Raw genomic sequence first — 18,071 nt, forward strand, 5'->3', positions numbered from 1 at the left:
GCCACGGTTCCCGCGGTGCGCCGGCGCGGCTGGTACGGCCGGTACGGCTCCGCGGCCCAACTGACACTGCGTGGAGTGCGGTATCGCCCGGGTCGGCCTCGGATCGGGCCTGGCCCCGCCCAGCCGCACGTCCGCACCCCTCAGCGCCGTGCCGTGACCGTTCCGTCCACCGCGAACAGTTCGGCCTCCACATGGTCCAGCGCGAGCCGCAGCGCGCCCGTGGCCACCGCCGCTTCGCCGAGTACGGACAGGGTCACCCGGGGCGGCCGCAGGCAGTAGCGGGCCAGTTCGGCGCGGAGGGGTTCCAGTACGTCGTCCAGGCCGGCGGCCCAGCCGCCGACGATCACCAGTTCCGGGTCCAGGGCCAGCACCAGCGCCGCGACGTCGTGCACCAGCCGCTGGAGGAAACGGTCCATCGCGTCCCGGGCCCGCGCGTCACCGTCGCGCGCGAGGGCGAACACCCGCGCCACCTGCGCCTCGTCCAACGGGTGCAGCGGCTGCCCGGTCGTGGACAGCAGCTTCTCCGGGGTGGCCTCGCGTCCCAGCAGGTGCAGCGCGCCGATCTCCCCGGCGGCGCCGCCGAAGCCGCGGTGCAGCCGCCCGCCGATCAGCGCGCCCGCCCCCGGGCTGAGCCCCGCGAGGACGAACACGATGTCGTCCGAAGCGGCGGCCGCGCCCTTCCAGTGCTCGGCCACGGCGGCGGCGTTCGCGTCGTTCTCCACCAGGACGGGGCACCGGAAGGAGCGGCGCAGCCGGTCACCGAGCGGCAGGCCGGTCCAGCCCGGGAGCGCCGTGCCCAGCCGTACGGTGCCGTCCGCCTCCACGATGCCGGGGCTGCCCACCCCGACCGCCCGCAGCGAACTGCGGGCCACGCCCGCCCGCCGCAGCAGCTCGGCCACCGCGGCCCGTACCTTCTCCAGCCGGTCGTCGGCGGACGCCGACTCCTCGACCGCCCGCTGCGCGGAGCCGAGGACCCGCCCGCCGAGGTCCGACAGCAGGGCGGCCACCCGGTGCGGGCCGATCTCGATTCCGAGCAGATGCCCGGCCTCCGTACGGAAGCGGAAGCGGCGGGCCGGGCGGCCCTGGCGGCGGGCGGTGCCTTCGTCGGCGGGCGCCTCGGCCACCAGGCCGGCCTCGATCAGGCCCTCGACCACGCCCTCGACGGTGGGCCGGGACAGGCCGGTCACTTCCACGAGGTGGGTGAGCGTCGGGGAGTCGGCGGCGCGCAGCGCGTGCAGCACCACCGCGGAGTTGATCCGTCGCAGCAGGGAGGGGTCCCCGCCGGTTAGCCGCCCCAACGTCCGTCTCCCTCGCATTGCGTGTGTGGCGGATCGTAGCCGGTCAGCCGGTGTGCGGCGAGTCCCGGGCACCGCGTCGGGCCACCCGGCGGGCTGTACGGCCGACTGCACGGCGGCCGTGGGCCGATGCGCGTTCCGCCGCGGTGGCCGCGGTGAGGGAGTGCTGGGTCTCAGAGCAGGTTGGTGCCAAGGCCAATCGTGGTGGCGCCGGACGCATGCGCCCCCGTCTGGTTGGCGCACAGCGTGCTGAAGGCTGGTGACAGGAGGACGCCGCTTCCTCCGGCTGATGCAGGAGGCGCGACGGCGAGGCTCGCACCTGTCGCTGCGGCGCTGAGGGCCGGTGCGGACATAGCCGTGCGTGCGGTCGCGCCTGGTCAACGAACGTCGGGTGGGTTCGTCACCGAACAAATCCCAGCTCACAGGCCGACTGAACGGGAACGTCGTACGCGACCGCCGCTACAGCCACCGTCCGCCTGCGTCCGAGGACCGGTCACGGAGCAGAAGGCAGGAAACTACTGTCTGTCAAAACCTCATGGCAAACCGTCAAGCATGCATGGCAAAGGACGTCGCCGGTTTCCGGGACGCGGCGGGAGCCGCCGAGGGACACCGAGGGCCCCCGGAGCCTGACGCGGAGCCAATTGTCAGACCCTCGCGGTTTACTGACGGCATGACGCACACGACCACCACCGCACAGCACCTCACCGCCATCGACCTCCTCCGCGGCCGCGACTTCCCCGACGAGCCGGTCCACTCGGCCATGGTCCGGAGCGGCCCGGGATTCCACGTCGCCCAGCTGCGCGGCGACGAGCAGCTCTGGGACGCCGACCCGGCGGACGTCGAGGAGACCGCGCAGGAGTACCGCGCCGAGCTGGAGGGACTCATATCGGCTCTCTGTTTACGCTGGGGCGAGCCCGAGGTGCTCGACCTCGCGGGCCATCTGGAGCGGGTGGCCATGGGGATGCCGGTCCGGCCGCCGCTCGACATCCTGTGCGGCCAGGTTCCGCGGGTGCACACCTGGTGTGCCGAAGGGCGCTGGATCGCGGTCGGCCTGGGGGAGGGCGAGCCCGAGATGCCGGTCTTTCAGCTGCTGGCGGCGGTGGGCCGGGCGGATGCGATGCGCTGAGCACGGGAAACGGGTGGCGGTGGCGGTGCCGCCGGCCCGGTGTGGACCGGCGGCACCGCCACCGCCACCCGTTCGGGGCCTGTGGAGTGCGGGGGCCGCGCGCGGACCGTGCCGGCGCGGCCGCCCCTGTGTTCTTCCGCGGGCTGTCCGCCCGGCTCGGCCTACTTGTCCTGGTCGCCCTGCTTGTCGCGGTGGTGCGCCCAGGGGTGCCGCAGCCGGATCCAGATGTCCCGGGCCTGGCGTCCCGCCTCGGTCCGGCTGTGCGCCACCAGCTCGCGGGCCTGTTCCGGGGTCTCGACCATCGGGCCGGAGCCCCGCAGCGGCTTGCCCGCCGTCTCGTGCAGGAAGAAGGCGGCGATGAAGCCGATGACACCCGCGATCATCAGATAGTAGGCGGGAATCATGTGACTGCCCGTGGACTCCACCAGCGCGGAGGCGACCAGCGGAGTGGTACCGCCGAAGAGCGAGACGGAGATGTTGAACGCGATGGACAGCGCCCCGTAGCGCAGATGGGTGGGGAAGAGCGCCGGCAGCGTCGAGGCGGAGGTGCCCGCGAAGCACACCAGCAGCAGGCCCAGGATGAGGCACCCGAAGGCCGGCATCAGGATGCCGCCTTCGCGAATGAGCAGGAACGCCGGATAGGCCAGCGCGACGAGCGCGATGCTGGACGCCATGAACACCGGCCGGCGGCCCCACCGGTCCGAGGTACGGCCCACGGTCGTGATCGTCAGGGCGACGACGACCATGGTGCCCAGGACCATCAGCTGGGCGGTCGTGGCGTCCTCGCCGAGCGTCTCGGTCATGAAGGTGGGGAGGTAGGACGTCACCATGTAGTTGGTGACGTTGTACAGCAGCACCAGTCCCATGCAGATCAGCACGGCTTCCCAGTGCCCGGTGAAGATCTCCTTCAGCCGGCCCTTGCCGGACTGCCGGGCCTCCTCGACGGGCGTGTCGCCGGAGCTCGCGTTCTCGGCCTCCTGCCGCGCGGCTTCCGCCTCCTGCTTGAAGGCCGGGGTCTCCTCCAGCTTCATGCGCATGTAGAGGCCGATCAGGCCGAGCGGCCCGGCGACCATGAAGGGAATGCGCCAGCCCCAGCTCTCCAGGCCGTCCGTGCCCAGTACGGCGGTGAGCACGGTGACCAGGCCCGAACCGAGGGCGTAGCCGACGAAGGTGCCGAAGTCGAGCCAGCTGCCGAGGAAGCCGCGGCGCTTGTCCGGGGCGTATTCGGCGATGTAGGTCGTGGCACCGGCGTACTCACCACCGGTCGAGAAGCCCTGCACCAGTCGGCACAGGAGCAGCAGCAGCGGCGCCGCGAAGCCGATGGAGTCGTAGCCGGGCAGGAAGCCGACCGCGAAGGTGCTGATCGCCATCATGATCATGGTGGCGGCCAGCACCCGCTGCCGTCCGATGCGGTCGCCCAGCGGTCCGAAGACCAGACCGCCGAGCGGCCGCACGAGGAAGGCGGCGGCGAAGGTGGCGAAGGTGGAGACGAGCTGGGCGCCGGGGGAGCTGGACGGGAAGAAGACCTTGCCCATCGTGGCCGCCAGATAGGCGTAGACCCCAAAGTCGAACCACTCCATCATGTTGCCGAGGGCGGCCGCCGTGACCGCGCGGCGTACCTGCGGTCCGGGGGTGACGGTGACTTCCTCGACACTGAGCTGGTGTTTGCGTCGGCGCAGCAGGGTGCGCAGCAGCCGGTCGGTGTCGGAGTTTCTTGCTCCGTCCGACCGCTTGTTCCGCCGGACGCGCGGCGGCTGAGGCTGACCGGTAGTCATCTCGTCCTGTCGCTAGGGGCTGAGCGGCACATCGGTAACTCCGAGTATCAACGTAAAGGTCGAAATCGGCATAACCAGCATAGGAGCGACACGAATGGGGCTAATGGAACGCCGGGCGGACTGTCGGCTCACTGGCCGAATCCACCCGGCGCAACGTTCCCGAACGGGCTAAACGCTCGGCACGGCCCCACTACCCCGTGCGCCCTACACATAACGCACGCCTTACCCGTAACACGCGACTCACACGTCCCGCGCGTCACCTTCCTCGGCCTCGTCGGCGAAAGCCGCCGCGCGCAGCCGCCCGAACTCCTCCGCCAGCGCGGCCGGAGGATAGTGCGCGTTGAGCCCGCTGGGGTTGGGCAGCACCCAGACGCGGGTGTCGCCGATCTTCCGCTCCTGCGGACCGACCTTGGCGTGCTTGTCGTCGAAAGCCACCCGATAGGCCGTCACCCCGGCCACCGCGAGCCACGCCGGGCGCAGCCGCCGTACCTTCTCGGTCAGCTCCTGTCCGCCCTCGCGGAACTCCTCCGCGGTCAGCTCGTCGGCCCGGGCGCTCGCCCGCTTCACGACATTGGTGATGCCGAGGCCGTAGTCGAGCAGCTCCTGCTCCTCGGCGGGCTTGAGAATCCGCGGGGTGAAGCCGGACGCGTGCAGGGTGGGCCAGAAGCGGTTGCCGGGCCGGGCGAAGTGATGGCCGGTCGCGGCCGACAGCAAGCCGGGATTGATACCGCAGAAAAGCACCCGCAGGCCGGGCGCCGCCACGTCGGGGACGAGGCGGCCGCGCGCGGCCTGCAGTTCCTCGGGAGTGAATCCCATCTCAGCGGGGCCTCACAGGATCGAGCCCGGCGCGTACGCCGCGGCCTCGGGGTGCTGCTTGGTGATCTCCTCGATCCGCGACACGACGGCGGCCACCTGGTCGGCGGCGGCACCGGTGAAGGACAGCTTGTCAGCCATCAGCGCGTCCAACTGCGCACGGTCCAGCGGGATACGGTCGTCCGCCGCCAGCTTGTCGAGCAGTTCGTTGCGCTCCGCGCCCTGCTCGCGCATGGCGAGCGCCGCGGCGACCGCATTCTCCTTGATCGCCTCGTGCGCCACCTCACGGCCCACCCCGGCCCGTACGGCGCCCATGAGCACCTTGGTCGTGGCGAGGAAGGGCAGATAGCGGTCCAGCTCGCGCGCGACGACGGCGGGGAAGGCGCCGAACTCGTCCAGCACGGTCAGGAACGTCTCCAGCAGGCCGTCCAGGGCGAAGAAGGAGTCCGGCAGCGCGACCCGGCGCACCACCGAGCAGGACACGTCGCCCTCGTTCCACTGGTCGCCGGACAGCTCGCCGGCCATCGAGGCGTAACCGCGCAGGATGACCATCAGGCCGTTGACGCGCTCGCAGGAGCGGGTGTTCATCTTGTGCGGCATCGCGGACGAGCCCACCTGGCCGGGCTTGAAGCCCTCGGTCACCAGCTCGTGCCCGGCCATCAGCCGGATCGTCTTGGCGATCGAGGACGGCGCCGCGGCCAGCTGCACCAGCGCGGTGACCACGTCGTAGTCCAGCGAGCGCGGGTAGACCTGCCCGACGGAGGTGAACGCCTGGCCGAAGCCGAGGTGCCCGGCGATCCGCTGCTCCAGCTCGGCCAGCTTCGCGGCGTCGCCGCCCAGCAGGTCCAGCATGTCCTGCGCGGTGCCGACCGGGCCCTTGATGCCGCGCAGCGGATAACGGTCCAGCAGGTCGGTCAGCCGTCCATAGGCCACCAGCAGCTCGTCGGCGGCGGTGGCGAAGCGCTTGCCCAGCGTGGTGGCCTGCGCCGCGACGTTGTGCGAACGCCCCGCCATGACCAGCTCGGCGTGCTCACCGGCGAGCCGGCCCAGCCGCGCCAGGACGGCGATCGTACGGTCGCGCACCAGCTCCAGCGACAGCCGGATCTGCAGCTGCTCGACGTTCTCGGTCAGGTCGCGGGAGGTCATGCCCTTGTGGACCTGCTCGTGCCCGGCGAGGGCGTTGAACTCCTCGATACGGGCCTTCACGTCGTGCCGGGTGACCTGCTCCCGCTCGGCGATCGAGGCCAGGTCAACGTCGTCCAGCACCCGCTCGTAGTCGGCGAGCGCCTGCTCCGGCACCTCCACCCCGAGGTCCTTCTGCGCGCGGAGCACCGCGAGCCACAGCTTGCGCTCCAGCTTGACCTTGTACTCGGGGGACCACAGGACGGCGAGCTCCGCGGAGGCGTAGCGGCCGGCCAGAACATTCGGAATGCGGGGCTTGGCAGTCACGTGACGAGAGCTTACCTGCCGCCCGTGATAACCATGAAGCCCAGGTGGGACGCCCACAGGCCAGGTCAGAGCTTGCTCGCCGACGCCTTGGCGCCGCATGTGGGAGAAGGATGCGGGAGAGAAGCCCGACTGTGCACGCGCCTGCCGGCGTGAGCACACTCTCCGACGACGTTTGTCGCCGGCGGCGCGACGGGTCGAGCCGGTCGGGTGCGTCGCCCAACGCGTTTTTTCTCCTGTATCGGCAGGGAGAAGGCCCTTCGCGCTACCTCGTAGGCGCGCGAATCCACGCCATCTCCTGACGCCGGCGAGGTCTTCTGCTGAAGGCTGGGCTGGGCGAGCACCGCCAATAGGTAGGCGGTGGTCGTGGCTGGCTTACGGGCCGGTAACTCACGGCACCTCCGGGTTCACGGATGGTGAGCACACCGGAACGTTCCGGTGTGCCCTGCCGGGCCGGGCATGTCAGCCGAGGTGGGTGACCTGTACGAGGGTGATGGTGTCTTCGCCGATGAGGATGACGCCGGTGGTGTGGCCGCGGGCGATGGTGCGGAAGACGCGGTCGTCGATGCCGTAGGGGGTGGAGGCGGCGATGGGGTCAGCGAGGGCGTCGATGAGGCACATGGCGAGGTCGCGGCGGGCGTCGTGGGGGAGGCTGCGGTAGTCCGCGTGGACGGTGGGGTCCAGGCGAAGCCGGTAGGTCACGCGGCGCCCCGGGAGCGGTCGGCGTCGGCTCGGAGCTCCTCGGTGCCGACGTCGACGAGGTTGGCCTCGTAGTCGGCCGGCAGGTGGCCGCTCTCCCGGAGGTGGCTGCGCAGCTTCTCGACGCGGGGTCGGCCCGCCTCGAAATCCTCGATGAAGCGGACCCAGCGTTCGAGGATGTCCGGCAGGCACTGAACGTCGGTGAACGAGACGTCACGCATGAAGGTGGCGCGCAGTTCGGGGTGCGGCAGGACGTGTGCGATGGAATCGATGGTCCACGGCTGGCTGCTCATAGGGGCCTCCGGTCGCAGTGCTCGCTCTGAGGCTAGCGCGGTTGTTGCCGACGTGTCGGCCGGTCGCCGGCGTCGTGGCAACAAAGTCGCTGGCGTGGTGGCAACGAAAACGCCGCCCGGTGCCGTTTCCCACCTGCCTGCCGCCGCGTTCCCTCCCGTGACCGAGGACGGCCTGACCGCCCTGCACCTGTTCCTGGGTACCGAGATCCGCGCCTGCTTGTGGTGACGGCGGGTGAGGCGCCGTTCACCGGCTTCTTACCGGCGCGGGGATGTGACGGTGCGGACATGCCTCCGGTGGCGGTCCGCGCCCCGGAACCGCAGCTGCCCCGCCGGGCGGCTCGTGGCCGGCCCGGCGGGGCTCCGAACGCCCCCCAAGGCCGGCCCGGCGGGCCCCGGAGTGCTTCTCAGATCCGGTCGGCGGCGATCAGCAGGTACTGGAAGCTGCCGTTGCGGTACGCGGTCAGAAAGGTTTCCTCAATGCCCGTGACCAGGTGGTCGGCCTGGCTGCGCAGTTCCCAGTACGGCAGCGTGGCCTCGGTGAGGTCCTGGACGTGCACGGGGACCAGCCGGTGGCGGGCCATCGCACGGAAGTACGCCGACCGTGGATGGATGTCGCAGATGTAGTGGGCGTTGATGAGGGACACCTCGCGGGAGGCGCGCCCGTAGGCGTCGTTGTAACAGCCGGTGATCGTCACATAGCGCCCGCCGCGCCGCAGCAGCCGCGCGTGCTCGGCGAACAGCAGGTCCAGCTCGACGTACATGGTCGACTCGTTGTTCCAGGACGCGGCGTAGGCGCCGGTGGCGAAGCCGGTGTCGAGCATGTTGCGGTGGTGGTAGCGCACCTTGTCGGCGATGCCCCGCTTGCGGGCCTGCTCGTTGGCGAAGTCGGCCTGCTTGGCGGAGATGGTCGCCCCGTCGGTGTGGCAGCCGTGGCGCAGGTGCGCGACCACGCTGCCGCCGCCGCGCCCGCACCCGGCGTCGAAGACGCGGTCGCCGGGCGACAGCGCGCCGAGGTGGGAGGCGAGCAGCTCGGCCTGGGCGTGTTCGAGGCGGTGCAGTTCACCGGTGAGGCGTTCGCGGCGCCGGACGGGGTCCGGCTCGTCCAGTACGGACCGGTCGGCCTCCCCGATGCCGTAGTGGTGGTGGTACAGGTCGTCGATCTTGCCGAGCTCCAGGTTGACCGGGTTCTCCTCGGTGTTCCAGTAGTCCGCGACGCGGGCCTGGTACGTGGAGTGGGTCGGCATGAGCGGGCGTGCGGTGGGGACGTGCGCAGTGGTCAACGGTGACTCCTTGCCGTGGTGCGCTGGATCGGTCTACCAGTAGTTGGGCAGGTGGTAACGGTCGCTGTTGGTGGCGTGCCATTCGTGGTTGCCGGCCACCCAGTCGGACAGACTCCGGGTGTAGCGCTCCACGAGCGGGGAGGTCGCGGCCAGCTCGGCCGCCTCCGTCTCGTACGCCGCCATGATCTGGTTGTGGATGCCGACGCTCTTCAGGTAGGCGGCCTTCAGACCGCGCCGGTCGTTGGCGGCCACCACCTGGGGCAGGTTCAGGTGGTCCGGGTCGCTCGCCAGCTCCTTGGTGAAGGAGTACAGGTCGTTGACGACGGTGGTGGCGTTGCAGGCCAGGGCGGTGATCCGCTGGATCTCCGGGCGGGCGTACACGGCCTCGGGCAGCTCGTAGCCGTCCACGGCGTCGACGATCGACAGGCAGGGGCGGAAGTTGTTGAACTGCCGCATGACCAGGTACTCCCAGACACGCGGCATGTGCCGTGCCTCCGCCCAGGACGCCTCGGCGAGATAGCCGAGGTGCAGCCGGGCCATGTCGTGGACGAACCGGGCGGCCTGGCTGGGGGTCGCCAGGGCCGCGTAGTCCTTCAGGGCCCAGTAGTACGAGCGCAGGGGCCCGTCGGCCTGCACGCCCTGGCGCCACTCCTCCTCCGTCTCCGGAGTGCCGTGGAACGGGTCCAGAGCCGACTGGGCGATGATCAGCCGGCCGCCCAGGCCACGGCGAGCGCCGCCCTTGCCCTCGTCCTCCTCGCAGTAGCAGGTGTCGACGATGTTCTCGGCCAGCAGCAGCTTGCCCGCGGCGGTGAGGCGTTCGAGATCGGCCGCGGCGGGATGCTGCAGGACGACGGCCCGGCCGAACTGGAAGCCGGTGAAGTCGCCGGTCCACTGCGCGGGAAACAGATCCAGCCCGCGGGCCCAGCCCTCCAGTCTGCGGTCGATCTCCGCGGCCTTCTCCGGGTCGGCCGGGACGGCCGGCCGGTACCGCAGTCCGGGGACGGCGCCGCCGCGCCGGGTCGGCCGGGCAGGGGCGAGGCTCGGCGGGCCGGGCATCCTGAACGCGGCGGTGGTGGCGGTCGTACTGGATGTGCTCATGGTTCGTACTCCACTGGTCAGTCGGCGGTCCGGCCGAGCTGGACGTTCTCCAGGACACCGGCCGCGTCCGGCACGAGGATGGCCAGCGAGTAGTAGGCGGTGACGAGGTAGTTGATGACGGCGGCCTGGTCGATGCCCATGAAGCGGACGTTCAGGCCGGGCTGGTGCTCCTCGGGGAGACCCGTCCGGTACAGGCCGACGACGCCCTGGTCCTCCTCGCCGGTCCGTAGCGCGATGATGCTGCTGGTGTGCGTCCCGCTGACGGGGATCTTGCCGCACGGGAAGATCGGGACGCCGCGCCAGGCCGGGACCTGGTGCCCGTCGACGTCTGCCGAGCCCGGCACCAGACCGCGCTTGTTGCACTGCCGGAAGAAGGCGGCGATCGCCTTCGGGTGGGCCAGGAACAGCCGGGTCTTGCGGCGCATGGACAGCAGCTCGTCCATGCCGTCGGGGGTGGGCGGGCCGGTGTGGGTGCTGATGCGCTGCCCGTAGTCGGTGTTGTGCAGCAGCCCGAACTCCCGGTTGTTCACCAGCTCCCACTCCTGGCGCTCACGGATCTCCTCCACCGTGAGCCGGAGTTGCTGCTGCGTCTGGTCCATCGGCTCGTTGTAGAGATCGGCGACCCGGGAGTGCACGCGCAGCACGCTCTGGGTCAGCGAGAGTTCGTACTCCCGGGGGGTGAGGTCGTAATCGACGTATCCGGCGGGAAGTGACGGTTCGCCGACGTGTCCTGCCCGCACCGGTACGTCCGCCTCGCCCCGGCGGTTCATCGGCCGCCGCTGCCGCTCCGCGTACGCGCCCAGGTGCGCGGCCAGGGAGGGCACGCGGTCGGTGAACTCCCGGATCGCGTCCCGGGGCAGCGCCAGCAGGACGCCCGCGGTCCGGGCCCGTACCGACGTCGGCCACCGCGGGTCGGGGCGGCCGATCGCCTCGTCCCCGATCTGGTCGCCGTCCGTGACGACTCCGACGATCTCCTCCTCGCCGTACTTGCCGGGCGCGTAGCGGGCGAACCGGCCGTGGACGACGAGGTACGCCTCGGTGATGGGCTGCCCCGCCTCGAAGAGGACCTGACCGGGCCGTACCTCCCGGACCCGGAAGCGTCCGGCGAGCTCCTTGAGCACCTCGGTGTCGGAGTAGCCGCGCAGGACGGGCAGCTCGGTGAGGGTCTGCGGGATCACCCTGATGTCGTCCGCGCCGTTGTGCTCGAACTGGACGCGGCCACGGCCGGTCCGCAGGTGCAGGCGCCGGTTGACCCGGTAGGTGCCGCCTCTGACGTCCACCCACGGCAGCACCTTCAGCAGCCATCGGGAGGTGATGGCCTGCATCTGGGGCGGTGTCTTGGTGGTGGTCGCCAGTTGGCGCGCGGCCTGGGTGCCGAGACTGGTCAGCACGCTGCCCGAGGACGGGCCGGACGGGCCGGACGGATCGGACGGGTCGGGGGCGCTCTCTTCGGCTGCGGAACCGGGGACACGGTCGGGGACGCGGTCCGGTACGGGCACATTTCCTCCGGAGGTGAACAGGAGTGAGGCGAAAGGCCGTTGGTGAACAAGAGGGCCGTGTGCGGCAATAAGCGAAACAGGTGGAAGTGTGCCGCCGGTACGGCGTGAAAGGGGGCGCCTTCGCGTCCGCGAGGCGTAAACATCTGATGGTTGCCAAAAGGGGCGCGGGGGGACTGATGTGCGCCCCCCCCGGAGGGGTGGGAGTGACTGCCGGGCGTCGTACTGATCAGCGGCCCCGGGCCCGAAGTCCGGGGCCGCGCCTGCCGGTTGTCGTGGCGGCGGTCAGTACTGGTGGCTCGGGAAGTCGAGGTAGCCGGTGTCGCCGCCCGTGTACCACGTCTCCCGGTCGGCCTCGCGCAGCGGCAGCCCGGCACGGAAGCGTTCCACCAGGTCGGGGTTGGCGATGTAGGGGCGGCCGTAGCTGATCAGGTCCGCGCCGAGGCCGAGCCAGTGTTCACCGCTCTCCTGGTCGCCCGGCCGCGGACCGATCTGCCCGCCCGGGTTGAGGATGAACGCGCTCGGCCACGCCTTGCGCAACGCGACGAGCAGTTCTTCCTCCGCCGTGGCCAGTACGTGCACGTAAGCGAGGCCGAGCGGGGCCAGGGCGTCGAACAGGGCGCCGTACAGTCCCGGAACGTCCTCCTCGGCCATGTCCCAGACGGTGCCGCCGGGGGAGAGCCGGATGCCGACGCGGTCGGCGCCGATGGCGTCGGCGGCGGCCTCCGCGGCCTCGACGGCGAAACGGATGCGGCCGGCGACGGAACCGCCGTAGGCGTCGGTGCGCAGGTTCGCGTTCGAGGAGAGGAACTGCTGGATGAGGTAGCCGTTGGCCCCGTGGAGCTCGACACCGTCGAAGCCGGCGTCGACCGCTCGCCGCGCGGCGTCCGCGAAGACTCCTGCCTCGCCCCGGACTTCGGCCGTCGACAACGCGCGGGGTACGGGGGCGGGCCGCCGCCCCTTGGGGCCGGTGAACAGCTCGGACTTCAGGGCGACCGCGGACGGCGCCACGGGGTGGTACCCGACGACATCCGGATGTCCGACCCGGCCGCCGTGCATGAGCTGGGCGAAGATCCGGCCGCCGTTGGCGTGTACCGCCTGGGTCACCGGTCGCCAGGCGGCGACCTGTGCGTCGTTGTGCAGACCGGGCGTGTGCGGGTTGGACTGGCCCTGCGCGCTCGGCTGTACGCCTTCGCTGACGATCAGTCCGGCGGTCGCCCGCTGTGCGTAATAGGCCGCCGCCGTACGGTTCGGTATGCCGTTGGCGGCGGCTCGGGCCCGTGTCATCGGGGCCATCACCAGACGGTTGGGCAGTCGGAGGCCGCCGAGCGGGAAACTGTCGAAGAGGCTGGTCACAGGGGTGTCCTTTGCTTGCGCAGTGGGTGGGGCGTGCGTTCGCTACGCTAAAAGCTGACGTTGACGTCAGAGGCAAGCTGTGTGAGCCGGAACACTCAGGGGGCATGATGCGGATCGGTGAACTCGCCGGCCGGGCGGGCGTGAGCGTGCGGGCGCTGCGCTATTACGAGGAGCAGGGGCTGCTCACCTCGGAGCGCAGCGGCAGCGGCCAGCGGCTCTATCCGGAAGGTGCGGTCGTCCGTGTGCGGACGATCCAGGAGCTGTACGCCGCAGGGCTGTCCAGCAAGTCGATCCGGACGATGCTGCCGTGCGTCGACACCGGTCAGGTCACCCCGGAGCTGCTCGCCTGGTTCTCGGCCGAACGGGAGAAGCTCGACCGGCGGATCGGAGACCTGGTGGGCACCCGGGACCGGCTCGACGCGATCATCGCCGCCTCCACCGAGTCGTGGCAGACCGGTGTTCCCTGCCGTTCCGGGTGAGCGCGCGGAGCGGGCTCGGCACAGGGGAGCGGGGTGCGGGCGGGCGTGTGACGGGGGTCACGGCGAGGCGGGTATATGTTCGCGCTACTGTGAACATCGAGCGGGTGTCTCGTACGGACGCCCGAGCGGACACGGACCGGCCCGAGGCGGGGGACGATGGACAACGAACTCTTCGACTACAGCCCGATCGTCGACCGGGAGCCGATCCACTGGCCGGGCGGCGCCCGCGTCGCCTTCTATGTGGGGCTGAACGTCGAGCACTACCAGGTCGACCGCCCCTCGACCAGCATCTTCCCGGGCACCGCCGCCCTGGCGCCCGACCCGCTGAACTACGGCTGGCGCGACTACGGCCCCCGAGTGGGCATCTGGCGGCTCATCGAGAGCCTCGACCGGCACGGCCTGCGCGCCAGCGTGATGCTCAACTCCGACGTCACCCGCCACTACCCGCAGATCGTCGAGGCGGGCCGGGCGCGCGGCTGGACGTGGGTCGCGCACGGCCGGGACAACTCCACCTTCCAGGCGGACATGAGCGTCGAGGACGAGCGCGCCTATCTGACGGAGGTCGTCGGCACCATCGAGGAGGCCACCGGCCGGCGCCCCCGCGGCTGGCTCGGCCCGGCGCTCACCGAGACCTTCCGTACACCGCGACTGCTCGCCGAACTCGGCCTGGACTACGTGCTCGACTGGGCCAACGACGACCAGCCGTACCGGCTGAACGTCCCGGGCATGCTGAGCGTGCCGTACTCCATCGAGGTCAACGACATCAGCCTGTTCGTCGGCAAGAGCCTCAGCGGGCCGGACTTCGTCCGGATCGTCCAGGACCAGCTCGACCAGCTGTACGCCGACTCCGCGACGAGCGGCCGGGTGATGTCCCTGGTCCTGCACCCGTTCGTGATCAACCAGCCGTTCCGGCACACGTACCTGGACCAGGCGCTCGAACACATCGCGAACCACCCCGGCGTGTGGCTGACGACCAGCGACGAGATCGCCGAGCACTACGCACGGACGACGGCCCGCGCGGGGGAGTGACGGCGTACGGGGGAGTACGGACGCGGGGCCGGCCTGACGCGCCGGCTCGGCCTCTTCAGTCCTCCCGCTGCCGCACGCCCTCGTACGGCAGCAGGTCAGGACGCTTCGGCGCGCGGCCGTCCCCGCTGGACCGGCCGGTCAGGCGCCGGCCGATCCACGGCACGAGGTGCTGCCGCGCGAAGCGCACGTCCGAGGTGCGCCGGGCCGCCCATCCCGGCGGGACGAAGGCGGGCAGCGGCGCGTCCCAGTCGGACTCGGCGGGGAAGCCGAGCGCCTGCCAGACGGCCTCGGCCACCCGCTCGTGCCCCGCCTTGTTCAGGTGGAGCCGGTCCTCGGCCCACATCTGGGGGTCGGCCAGCGCGCGGGAGGAGAAGAGGTCCACCACGATCGCGCCGTGCTGTACGGCCAGCGCGTCGATGTGGGCGAAGAGCTGTTCCATACGGGGCCGGAACCGCTCCAGGACCGGTCCTTGCCGGCCGGGGCTGCGCATCAGGACGAGCTGTCCGCAGTCCTTGGCCAGCCGGCCCGCGGCCTCCTCCAAGAGGGCGCAGACCCGGTCCACGTCGCACTTGGGCCGCAGGACGTCGTTCAGCCCGCCCACCAGCGTGACCAGGTCGGCGCCGGCCGCGGCCGCCGGACCGGTCTGCTCGTCGAGGATCTGCCCGATCAGCTTGCCGCGCACCGCGAGATTGGCGTAGCGGAAGCCGGGGGTACGGGCCGCGAGCCGGGCGGCCAGCAGATCCGCCCAGCCCCGGTACGAGCCGTCCGGCAGCGCGTCGGACATGCCTTCGGTGAAGCTGTCGCCCACCGCGACGAAACTGGTGTAGGTGGCATTGATCTCCATGGCGGAGGAATCCTACCTCCGGGACGCCCCCGCGGCCGGTGCGGCCTTCTTGGGCTGCTGCTGGAGCACCAGCTCACGCAGCACGTCCTCCATCGTGACCAGGCCCGCCAGGCGGCCGTCGGTGCCGATGACCGCCGCCAGATGGGTACGGGAGGCGCGCATCGCCGACAGGACGTCGTCCAGCGGTGTCCCGGCCCGTACCCGGGCGATCGGCCGCAGTGCGGAGAGCGGGAACGGCAGATCCCGCGGCGAGGCGTCCAGCGCGTCCTTGACGTGCAGGTATCCCAGGATGCGCCGGGTGCTGTCGACGACCGGGAAGCGCGAGAAACCGGACGTCGCGGTCAGCTCCTCCACGCCTTCCGGCGTGATGCCCAGCCGGGCGGTGACGACCTTCTCGACCGGCACCACCACGTCGGCGACCGGACGGCGGCCCAGCTCCAGGGCGTCCCGCAGGCGCTCCTTCGCCCGGTCGTCCAGCAGCCCGGCGGCCTGCGAGTCCTCGACCATCTTCGCGAGCTGGTCGTCCGAGAACGTCGCGGCCACCTCGTCCTTCGCCTCCACCCGCAGCAGGCGCAGCAGCGCGTTGGCGAACGTGTTGATCGCGAAGATCACCGGCCGCAGCGCGCGGGTGAGGGCGACCAGCGGCGGTCCCAGCAGCAGCGCGGTACGCACCGGCTCGGCCAGCGCCACGTTCTTCGGCACCATCTCGCCGAAGAGCATGTGCAGATACGTCGCCACGGCCAGCGCGAGCACGAAGGAGATGGGGTGGACGAGGGCGTCCGGCATGCCGACCGCGTCGAAGGCCGGCTCCAGGAGGTGGGCGATGGCGGGCTCGGCGACGGCACCGAGCACCAGGGTGCACAGCGTGATGCCCAGCTGCGCGGCCGCCATCACGCCGGAGACGTGCTGGAGCCCCCACAGGACCCGGTCCGCACGGCGGTCGCCGTCCTCGGCGTACGGCTCGATCTGGCTGCGGCGCACCGAGATCATCGCGAACTCGGCGCCCACGAAGAACGCGTTGACGACCAGCGTGAGCAGGCCGATGAACAACTGGAGCGCGGTCATCGGGTCTCCTCCCCGGTCTCGTCGTCGCTGTCCGGCAGCGGCGCGTGCAGCAGCACCAGCGCCGCGCGGTGGCCGGAGGCGTCCAGGACGTCCATCCGCCAGCCCGCGGCCTCCAGGCTGTCCCCGGCGGCCGGGATCCGGCCCAGCTCGGTGGCGATCAGGCCGGCCAGGGTCTCGTACGGGCCCTCCGGCAGCTTCAGGCCGATCTGCTCCAGCTGGTCGGTGCGGACCGCGCCGTCCGCCTCGTAGCGGGCGCGGCCGTCCGTGTCCTCGCCCGCCGGTGCCAGGTCCGGCGTCTCCATCGGGTCGTGCTCGTCGCGTACCTCGCCGACGACCTCCTCGACGATGTCCTCCAGGGTGACGACGCCCGCCGTACCGCCGTACTCGTCGATGACCACGGCCATCGTCTGCCGGCCGGACAGCCGGTCCAGGAGCCGGTCGACGGTCAGCGTCTCCGGTACGAGCAGCGGCTCGCGCAGCAGCTCGGCGACCGGGTGGCGGAAGCGCCGCTCCGCGGGCAGGGCCAGGACGTCCTTGATGTGCGCGACTCCCACCACGGTGTCCAGGCTGCCGCGGTAGACGGGGAAGCGGGACAGGCCGGTGGCACGCGTCGCGACGGCCACGTCCTCCGCGGTGGACTGCACGTCCAGGGCGGTGACCTGCACGCGCGGCGTCATCACGTTCTCCGCGGTCAGGTCGGCCAGGGCGAGGGTGCGGACGAACAGCTCGGCGGTGTCCGGTTCCAGGGCGCCTTCCTTGGCGGAGTGCCGGGCCAGCGCGACCAGTTCCTGCGGGCCGCGGGCGGAGGCCAGTTCCTCGGCGGGCTCCATGCCCATCCGGCGGATCATCCGGTTCGCGGTGTTGTTCAGGTGCCCGATGAGCGGCTTGAAGGCGGCGCTGAAGCCGCGCTGCGCGGTGGCGACCCGGCGGGCGACGGGCAGCGGGCTGGAGATGGCCCAGTTCTTGGGCACCAGCTCGCCGATGACCATCAGCACGACCGTGGAGACCGCCGTACCGAGGACCAGGGCCACGGAGTCTCCGGCGGCGGGCGGCAGGCCGAGGGCGTCGAGCGGACCGGCCAGCAGGGCGGCGATCGACGGTTTGGCGAGCATGCCGATGACCAGGCCGGTCACGGTGATGCCGAGCTGGGCGCCGGACAGCTGGAACGTCAGGCTGCGGACGGCCGTGAGGGCGCTGTCCGCGCCGCGCTCACCGCGCTCCGCGGCACGTTCGAGGTCACTGCGCTCGACGGTCGTCAGCGAGAACTCGGCCGCGACGAAGACGCCGCAGGCCAGGGTCAGGAGCAGGGCCACGGCCAGGAGGAGCAGCTCGGTCATCGGGTCACCTCCGTCCCATGATCGAACAGGACCGGGAGGTTCGCGCCTCGGGCGCGGACGGGACGACAACTGGGAGGCTCGCCCATGGCTGGACGCTCACTCCTTTCATCGGGAGACAAGGAAGCATCCATGGTAAAGGATGAGCAAAACAGGTGGCGGGTTCCGGTACGGAGGGGGACGGGGCCGGGGGGCGGGCCGGATCAGGCCCCCGTCAGCGGCTTCACCCAGCGTCGCCAGTGGTCCTCGCGCCGGTAGCCGGCGGCCGACCACGCTCGCTGGGCCCGCTCGTTCGATTCCAGGACCATGGCGTCCCCGCGCCGGCCCCGCACGGCCAGGAAACGCCGCTCGGCCGCTTCGAGCAGCGCCGTCGCGACCCCCTGCCGACGGTACGGGGGCAGCACCGCGAGCCGGTACAGCGAACACCGCCAGCCGTCGTACCCGGCGATGACGGACCCCACCAGGGTGCCGCCGGACTCCGCGAGGATCAGGGCCTGCGGGTCCCGCGCGATCAGCCGGGTCACCCCGTCCGCGTCATCCGTGACGGAGGTGCCCTCCGCGGCCTCGCGCCAGAAGGCGAGCACGGCCTCCACGTCGTCCGGTACGGCCGTCCGTATCTGCAGATCGATCATGGGAGTGAGCC

18 protein-coding genes are annotated in these 18,071 nt (G+C 71.3%); 4 read left to right on the top strand and 14 right to left on the bottom strand.

Going from position 1 to position 18,071, the window contains the following annotated elements; genetic code table 11:
* Positions 1 to 140: 140 nt before the first annotated feature.
* The gene (locus OEIGOIKO_RS37675) at positions 141 to 1,298 is read right to left on the bottom strand and encodes an ROK family transcriptional regulator (RefSeq protein ID WP_125057798.1); all 1,158 of its coding nucleotides are present in this window, start codon (positions 1,296 to 1,298) and stop codon (positions 141 to 143) included.
* Positions 1,299 to 1,965: 667 nt separating this feature from the next.
* Here OEIGOIKO_RS37675 and OEIGOIKO_RS37680 point away from each other — a divergent pair.
* On the top strand, positions 1,966 to 2,421 hold the full coding sequence (locus OEIGOIKO_RS37680; protein WP_125057799.1) for a hypothetical protein: 456 nt from the start codon (positions 1,966 to 1,968) through the stop codon (positions 2,419 to 2,421).
* Positions 2,422 to 2,582: 161 nt separating this feature from the next.
* Here the strand turns inward: OEIGOIKO_RS37680 and proP are convergent, their stop codons facing one another.
* The 5 genes from proP to OEIGOIKO_RS37705 form a co-directional block, all read right to left on the bottom strand.
* Positions 2,583 to 4,115, bottom strand: a complete 1,533-nt coding sequence (gene proP / locus OEIGOIKO_RS37685; protein ID WP_218040076.1) for a glycine betaine/L-proline transporter ProP — start codon at positions 4,113 to 4,115, stop codon at positions 2,583 to 2,585.
* A 321-nt stretch (positions 4,116 to 4,436) separates the two neighbouring features.
* Positions 4,437 to 5,012 (bottom strand): G/U mismatch-specific DNA glycosylase, encoded by a 576-nt coding sequence (gene mug, locus OEIGOIKO_RS37690; protein ID WP_125057801.1) that lies wholly within the window; start codon positions 5,010 to 5,012, stop codon positions 4,437 to 4,439.
* A 12-nt stretch (positions 5,013 to 5,024) separates the two neighbouring features.
* Positions 5,025 to 6,458 carry an adenylosuccinate lyase gene (gene purB, locus OEIGOIKO_RS37695; protein ID WP_125057802.1) on the bottom strand — a complete coding sequence of 478 codons (1,434 nt, stop codon included), beginning with the start codon at positions 6,456 to 6,458 and terminating at the stop codon, positions 5,025 to 5,027.
* A 459-nt stretch (positions 6,459 to 6,917) separates the two neighbouring features.
* Positions 6,918 to 7,157 (bottom strand): hypothetical protein, encoded by a 240-nt coding sequence (locus OEIGOIKO_RS37700; RefSeq protein WP_125057803.1) that lies wholly within the window; start codon positions 7,155 to 7,157, stop codon positions 6,918 to 6,920.
* The gene (locus OEIGOIKO_RS37705) at positions 7,154 to 7,447 is read right to left on the bottom strand and encodes a hypothetical protein (protein WP_125057804.1); all 294 of its coding nucleotides are present in this window, start codon (positions 7,445 to 7,447) and stop codon (positions 7,154 to 7,156) included. Before OEIGOIKO_RS37705 ends, OEIGOIKO_RS37700 begins: the two co-directional genes overlap by 4 nt.
* A gap of 94 nt (positions 7,448 to 7,541) precedes the next feature.
* On the opposite strand from OEIGOIKO_RS37705, the gene OEIGOIKO_RS43670 reads away from it, so the two are divergent.
* Positions 7,542 to 7,673, top strand: coding sequence for a hypothetical protein (locus OEIGOIKO_RS43670; protein WP_281288425.1), 132 nt, complete (start codon positions 7,542 to 7,544; stop codon positions 7,671 to 7,673).
* 178 nt (positions 7,674 to 7,851) lie between these two features.
* Here the strand turns inward: OEIGOIKO_RS43670 and OEIGOIKO_RS37710 are convergent, their stop codons facing one another.
* From OEIGOIKO_RS37710 to OEIGOIKO_RS37725, 4 genes are all read right to left on the bottom strand, one after another.
* Positions 7,852 to 8,727, bottom strand: coding sequence for a geranyl diphosphate 2-C-methyltransferase (locus OEIGOIKO_RS37710; protein ID WP_031003292.1), 876 nt, complete (start codon positions 8,725 to 8,727; stop codon positions 7,852 to 7,854).
* Between the two features lie 33 nt (positions 8,728 to 8,760).
* Positions 8,761 to 9,825, bottom strand: coding sequence for a family 2 encapsulin nanocompartment cargo protein terpene cyclase (locus OEIGOIKO_RS37715; RefSeq protein ID WP_125057805.1), 1,065 nt, complete (start codon positions 9,823 to 9,825; stop codon positions 8,761 to 8,763).
* 17 nt (positions 9,826 to 9,842) lie between these two features.
* Complete coding sequence (locus OEIGOIKO_RS37720; RefSeq protein ID WP_125057806.1) at positions 9,843 to 11,324, bottom strand: family 2B encapsulin nanocompartment shell protein; 1,482 nt, start codon at positions 11,322 to 11,324, stop codon at positions 9,843 to 9,845.
* A 282-nt stretch (positions 11,325 to 11,606) separates the two neighbouring features.
* Entirely contained in the window at positions 11,607 to 12,677 is a 1,071-nt protein-coding gene (locus tag OEIGOIKO_RS37725; RefSeq protein WP_125057807.1) for an alkene reductase, read from the bottom strand.
* Between the two features lie 107 nt (positions 12,678 to 12,784).
* On the opposite strand from OEIGOIKO_RS37725, the gene OEIGOIKO_RS37730 reads away from it, so the two are divergent.
* Together OEIGOIKO_RS37730 and OEIGOIKO_RS37735 are read left to right on the top strand one after the other, a co-directional pair.
* A complete protein-coding gene (locus tag OEIGOIKO_RS37730) occupies positions 12,785 to 13,156 on the top strand; it encodes a MerR family transcriptional regulator (protein ID WP_218040077.1) in 372 nt (123 codons plus the stop codon).
* 156 nt (positions 13,157 to 13,312) lie between these two features.
* Positions 13,313 to 14,185 (top strand): polysaccharide deacetylase family protein, encoded by an 873-nt coding sequence (locus OEIGOIKO_RS37735; RefSeq protein WP_125057809.1) that lies wholly within the window; start codon positions 13,313 to 13,315, stop codon positions 14,183 to 14,185.
* Between the two features lie 55 nt (positions 14,186 to 14,240).
* On the opposite strand, the gene OEIGOIKO_RS37740 is transcribed toward OEIGOIKO_RS37735, so the two are convergent.
* From OEIGOIKO_RS37740 to OEIGOIKO_RS37755, 4 genes are all read right to left on the bottom strand, one after another.
* A complete protein-coding gene (locus OEIGOIKO_RS37740) occupies positions 14,241 to 15,029 on the bottom strand; it encodes an SGNH/GDSL hydrolase family protein (protein ID WP_125057810.1) in 789 nt (262 codons plus the stop codon).
* A 12-nt stretch (positions 15,030 to 15,041) separates the two neighbouring features.
* Positions 15,042 to 16,094 (bottom strand): hemolysin family protein, encoded by a 1,053-nt coding sequence (locus OEIGOIKO_RS37745; RefSeq protein ID WP_125057811.1) that lies wholly within the window; start codon positions 16,092 to 16,094, stop codon positions 15,042 to 15,044.
* Positions 16,091 to 17,431 (bottom strand): hemolysin family protein, encoded by a 1,341-nt coding sequence (locus tag OEIGOIKO_RS37750; RefSeq protein ID WP_125057812.1) that lies wholly within the window; start codon positions 17,429 to 17,431, stop codon positions 16,091 to 16,093. Before OEIGOIKO_RS37750 ends, OEIGOIKO_RS37745 begins: the two co-directional genes overlap by 4 nt.
* Before the next feature lie 200 nt (positions 17,432 to 17,631).
* Positions 17,632 to 18,060 carry a GNAT family N-acetyltransferase gene (locus tag OEIGOIKO_RS37755; protein ID WP_125057813.1) on the bottom strand — a complete coding sequence of 143 codons (429 nt, stop codon included), beginning with the start codon at positions 18,058 to 18,060 and terminating at the stop codon, positions 17,632 to 17,634.
* Between the last annotated feature and the right edge of the window lie 11 nt (positions 18,061 to 18,071).

It is taken from the genome of Streptomyces paromomycinus (genome assembly GCF_003865155.1).
Classification (GTDB): Bacteria; Actinomycetota; Actinomycetes; order Streptomycetales; family Streptomycetaceae; genus Streptomyces; species Streptomyces chrestomyceticus.